Genomic DNA, 5,425 nt, shown 5'->3' with positions numbered 1-5,425 from the left:
CCCGGCGCCAGGCTGTCGGGGTCCACCAGGCACGCGTAATGGCCTTCCCCCAATACCTGCCGGCTCAACCGGCGCTCGGCAAACCCGCCGGCGGTGATTGCCAGGTCCAGGCTGCGGTCGAGCAGGGCGTCGGCAACGATCTGGCTGTGGGTCTGGCGGAACATCAACCGCAGCTTTGGCGCACGCCGGGCAATTTCTTCAATCAGCCGCCGGCCGTAGGCGATTTCGAAATCATCCGATAACCCCACCACCACCGAACGGCCCTGATAGTGATTGCCCTGGGGATCCACCATCGCCAGGCTCTGGCGGCAGCGATCCAGGGCTTCGCTGATCACCGGCTTCAACTGATTGGCCCGCAAGGTGGGCGCCAGGCCCCGGCCGGTACGCACGAACAACTGATCGCCGTACACATCGCGCAAGCGGCGCAGGGCGGCACTGATCGCCGACTGCGTGACGCCAAGGCGCAGGGCGGCGCGGCTGGCACTGGATTCGTCGTGCAGGGCCTCGAAGGTTTTCAGCAGGTTGAGATCGACGTTGGCGATATTCATCAGGCTCATATCATGTGACTGGATATGCCCTGAATATATAACGTCCCGCCAGGTGCTACACCAGGCGCAATGTTCTCTTTGCCACCACGAGCGCGCCAATGCTGAGGGCAGCCGCCGCTATCAGGTAAAAGCTCGGCGCCAGCTGCGAGCCGGTCAGCGCGATCAACCCGGTTGCAATCACCGGTGCAAAGCCACCGAATATCGTCACGGCCAGGTTGTAGCTGAGTGACATGCCGGTCACCCGGGTGCGTACGGGAAATACATCGGCCATAAGTGATGCCAGTGGGGCGAAGTAGACGGCCTTGATCAACGCCATCATCGACACCACCAGCAACAACGAGGTGGCGCTCGGTACTCTGTTGAGCCAGGCGAATGCCGGAAAGATTACGAGGATGTAGATGCTCGAGGCCCACAACATGATTTTGATCCGGCTGACATAACCGGTGATGAACCCTACAACCGGCGTCACCACGGTCAGGATGATCCCGCCCGTCAGCGTGGCCAGGAAGCCTGTGGACTGGGGAATGTCCAAGGTGGTCGAGGCATAAGACGGCATGTACTTGATCATGAAGTTGGACGCCGTCGACACGATCAGCACGCCCATCGCCACCAGCAACAAGGTCTTCTGCGAGAGCAGCACTTCCCGCAACGGCCGTGAGCCCGGCTGGCTTTCCTTGAAATCGGGCGACTCATCCACCGTGCGGCGGATGTACAGGCCCACCGGGGCGAGGATCAGCCCGAAGAAAAACGGCACGCGCCAACCCCAGTCGAACATCTGTTGATCATTCAGGCTGATGGTCAGGAAGTAGCCGAACAATGAGGCGATGACCACGCCAAAGCCTTGGCTTGCAAACTGCAGGCTCGCGACAAAGTTACGGGTCTTCTGCGGTGCATGCTCCATCATGAACGCGGTGGAGCTGCCGAACTCACCACCGGCGGAGAAACCCTGGAGCAGGCGGGCGAACAGAATACCGATCGGCGCAATAATCCCGATAGTTGCATAGCTGGGCATCACGGCAATCATCGCCGTCCCTATCAGCATCAGCATGATGGACAGCGTCAACGCCTTCTTGCGTCCCTGCCGGTCGGCATAGGAACCGAGCACGGCAGCGCCCAGTGGCCGGATAAGAAATGAAAGGCCGAAGGTCGCGAAGGCCAGGAACAGCGATACGGCCGGGTCGGCGGCCGGGAAAAATACCTTGCTGATGGTCAGCGCAAAATAGGCGTACACCGACAGGTCGAACCATTCAAGCGTATTACCGATCAAGGCCGCGCCAATGGGTTTCCAGAGGGGCGTGGCCTTTGCGATCGTGGGTGAAACGGTGGGGGACGATAACGCTGTCATTCTTGACGCTCCTGATTTTATAAGGGGGTGAGCGGCAGATAAAAAGGGTCGGCGGACCCCGATTTTTTATTGTGGTTTGAAGGGGGCGAGGTGACCCAGGTCCCAGAACAGCGAGGTCATGATTTGCAGCCCTTCGAGGACTACCGAGCCCAACAGATGCTCATCCGGAGCATGTTGTGAACACCCGGGGTAGGAGTGCGGTATCCACAAGGTGGGCAAACCCAATATGTCCGCGAAAATATCGTTGGGCAGGGTGCCTGCAAGGTTCGGTAACACGGCAACGGGCCGGTGGGTGGCATCGGCGATCGACTGTTTGGCGAAGCGTACCCAAGGGTTGTCAGGGTCCAGGCGACTGGCCGGTGTGCAACGGTCAATCACGATATCGACCTGTTGAAACCCCTCCGCATCCAGGTGTTGGCGCAGCAGCTTTTGCAGATTCTGCCAGTCAGTGCCGACTACAAATCGCAACTGGCAATGCGCGGTGGCGCGGGGTGGAATGGCGTTGACCGGTTTGGTCGGATTGCCTGCGATAAACGCAAGGATCTCCACCGTGTTCCAGCCGAAGAGTCGTTCACCCAGGGTCAGGCCAGGCTCGCCCCAATCAACATCCAGTTCCCGGCCCAGAGAGCGCGGATGGATGTCCAAGTCGCGGATGGCTTCACGTACGGAGTCGGGTATGGCGTCAGGCACCAGCGTTCGGCAGCGAATACGACCGTCCTTGTCCACCAGGCTGGCTAGCGCATTGGCCAATACTACGGCGGGGTTGGACATCACACCGCCCCAGTTACCGGAGTGAAGGCCCTTGTCGCGTGCGTTGACTTCCAGGGAAAACAACGCGGAACCTCTGGAACCGAGGAATATTGTCGGGCGACTGTCGTTCAAGCGCGGCCCGTCGGAGGCGATGAACACATCGGCTTGCAACAGCTCCCGGTGCAGAGTGCAAATCTCCCGCAGCCCGGGAGAACCGCATTCTTCGCCGGTTTCGAACAGCACTTTGACGTTAAAGCCCAAGCGCCCCTCACGTTGCTTGATGACGTGCTCGAGGGCAGTCAGGTTGACGCTGTGCTGGCCCTTGTTGTCCGCGGTGCCTCGGCCATACCAACGATCACCTTCCACGCTCAACGCCCAAGGGCTGAGGCCCTCGCGCCATTGCTCGTCATACCCGAGCACTACGTCGCCATGTCCATACGTTAATACCGTGGGCAAATCGGCCCCTTCGTGGCGTGAGGCGAACAGCAACGGGCCGGCGCCCGACGGGTTATCGAGCATCTGGCATTCAAAACCCATTGCGATCAGCGCTGGTTGTATTTCCTGTTGCAGGTACCGCGTCAGTTCGTGCGCCTGGCCGGGGTTCTGGCTTTCGCTGCGAATGGCAATCCTGCGACGCAGATCGGCTTCAAAATGGCCTTCGGCCAGGTACTGGCGAACATTCGCGAGCGCTTGTTGCTTGGACATGACAGTTCCGGTGCGGGCTGAGGTTCAATCCAATATAGAAGTCATGCATCGGTGTGTATATTGCTGTTTTTTGACGTTTGCCTTCTAATAAATAGATCCCTGGGTAAAGGAATCAAACTGTGGATTATCGTTATTTCCTGGCCGTATTCGATACAGGATCACTGGCTGCTGCCGGCGAACGCTTGCACATCGCGCCCAGTGCGGTCAGTCGCCAGATCTCCCTGTTGGAAGAAACCATCGGGGTTCCATTGTTCGAGCGCCGGCCAAGGGGCATGCAGCCCACAGCGGCCGGCAATGCCTTGGCCGATCACGCACGGCGTGCCTTGCTGGAGGAGCAAAGCCTGCTCTCGGAGCTACGGGCGGGCGATTATCCGGGCGCGAAAGTGGTTCGGCTGGTGTCCACCGAGGGGCTGTCCCGTTATTTCCTGCCTCAGGTGCTGATCCGGCATTATCAGCAAAATCCCGTTTTCCAGTATGTGCTGGAAGTGATGTCGCCTCACGAATGCGCGGATAAAGTGAGACGCGGCGAAGCCGATGTGGGGTTGGTGTTCAGTACCGAGCCTGTCGAAGGGGTTGAAGTGCGGCATTCCAGTCGCTCGCCGATCCGCGCGGTGATGCGGGTGGGGCATCCACTGGCGGCGGTCGGGCAACTGTCCCTTCGATCGCTGTCCGCTTACCCGTTGGCGCTGACGCCAAAAGGCTCCACCCAGCGGCAATTGTTCGACCTGGTTTGCCAGATGGAAGGGCTGACGTTCAATCACGTAATGACCTGCAATTATTCGGGCGCCATCCATGAATTCGTTCGCAACACGGACACCATCGCGTTTGGTGGGGCGATCAGTCATCGGGCGAATGGGAGCGACGAGCTGACCTCGGTTGCACTGTCGAACCCGCAGTTTTCAGACCGGGCGATTCAAGTCCTGACCATGCCCAAGCGTGCTTTGCCGGTGGCGCTGGAGCGGTTTATCGAGAGTCTTGTCGGATTCCTGAAGGACGCTGACTGATGGATGATGATATTCATATGGCTCATATCAGTTAGCAGCGAAGCGGGCTTTATTCATGATTGCCGCTGGCCGGAGAATGGGCAACCCCCATTGATACGGAGTGATCGTGATGCCTGTTTCTACCGTGGCTGCGCTGCAAATCGGTTCCTTGCCGGGAGGCAAGGCTGAGACCCTGGAACAGATCCTGTCCTACGAGGACGAAATCCTGCGCAGCGGTGCGCAACTGGTGGTGATGCCGGAAGCGTTGCTCGGGGGTTATCCCAAAGGTGAAGGCTTCGGCACCCAGCTGGGGTATCGCCTGCCTGCAGGGCGCGAGGCCTTTGCGCGGTATTTTGCCAATGCGATTGATGTGCCGGGTGTGGAGACCGAAGCGCTGGCCGGCTTGTCGGCGCGCACCGGGGCGAGCCTGGTGTTGGGCGTGATCGAGCGCAGTGGCAGCACGTTGTATTGCACGGTGCTGTATTTCGAGCCGGTGGGCGGGTTGGTGGCCAGGCATCGCAAATTGATGCCTACCGGCACTGAGCGGCTGATCTGGGGCAAGGGTGATGGTTCGACGTTGCCGGTGGTTGATGCCGCGGTAGGGCGCATCGGCGGCGCCGTGTGCTGGGAGAACATGATGCCGTTGTTGCGCACCGCGATGTACGCCAAGGGTGTGGAAGTGTGGTGCGCGCCGACGGTGGATGAGCGGGAAATGTGGCAGGTGAGCATGCGGCATATTGCCCATGAGGGGCGGTGTTTTGTGGTGAGTGCGTGTCAGGTGCAGGCGTCACCCCAGGCGTTGGGCGTGGAGGTGGCGAACTGGCCGGTGGATCGGCCTCTGATCGCGGGGGGCAGTGTGATTGTCGGGCCCATGGGGGACGTTCTTGCCGGGCCATTGCTCGGTGGGGCGGGGTTGCTGGTGGCGCGGATTGATACGGATGATTTGGTGCGGGCGCGGTATGACTATGATGTGGTTGGGCATTATGCCCGGCCGGATATTTTCGAATTGATCGTGGATGAGCGGGTTAGGGCGGGGGTGCGGTTTATTGGTGATTGAGTACATATCCGTTTCTTCGGTAACGGCGGCTTATGGT

General features: G+C 59.8%; 5 protein-coding genes. 2 read left to right on the top strand and 3 right to left on the bottom strand.

Annotation, left to right across the window (positions count from 1 at the left end):
* The 3 genes from HX846_RS12390 to HX846_RS12380 all read right to left on the bottom strand — a co-directional run.
* Positions 1 to 557 (bottom strand): LysR family transcriptional regulator (locus tag HX846_RS12390; RefSeq protein WP_178965467.1); only part of this gene is annotated, 557 nt, incomplete at its 3' end.
* Positions 558 to 603: 46 nt separating this feature from the next.
* Positions 604 to 1,893, bottom strand: coding sequence for an MFS transporter (locus HX846_RS12385; RefSeq protein ID WP_102369251.1), 1,290 nt, complete (start codon positions 1,891 to 1,893; stop codon positions 604 to 606).
* A gap of 66 nt (positions 1,894 to 1,959) precedes the next feature.
* On the bottom strand, positions 1,960 to 3,348 hold the full coding sequence (locus HX846_RS12380) for a M20 family metallopeptidase (RefSeq protein ID WP_087694379.1): 1,389 nt from the start codon (positions 3,346 to 3,348) through the stop codon (positions 1,960 to 1,962).
* 119 nt (positions 3,349 to 3,467) lie between these two features.
* Here HX846_RS12380 and HX846_RS12375 point away from each other — a divergent pair, with 119 nt between their 5' ends.
* Together HX846_RS12375 and HX846_RS12370 are read left to right on the top strand one after the other, a co-directional pair.
* Positions 3,468 to 4,352 carry a LysR family transcriptional regulator gene (locus HX846_RS12375; protein ID WP_178965466.1) on the top strand — a complete coding sequence of 295 codons (885 nt, stop codon included), beginning with the start codon at positions 3,468 to 3,470 and terminating at the stop codon, positions 4,350 to 4,352.
* Positions 4,353 to 4,461: 109 nt separating this feature from the next.
* Entirely contained in the window at positions 4,462 to 5,388 is a 927-nt protein-coding gene (locus HX846_RS12370; protein ID WP_178965465.1) for a carbon-nitrogen hydrolase family protein, read from the top strand.
* Positions 5,389 to 5,425: the final 37 nt, after the last annotated feature.

Origin of the sequence: Pseudomonas sp. K5002 (genome assembly GCF_013386655.1) — a bacterium.
Lineage (GTDB): Bacteria > Pseudomonadota > Gammaproteobacteria > Pseudomonadales > Pseudomonadaceae > Aquipseudomonas.
Note: the sequence above shows the minus strand (reverse complement) of the source record. Positions and strands in the feature narration are given on the sequence as shown.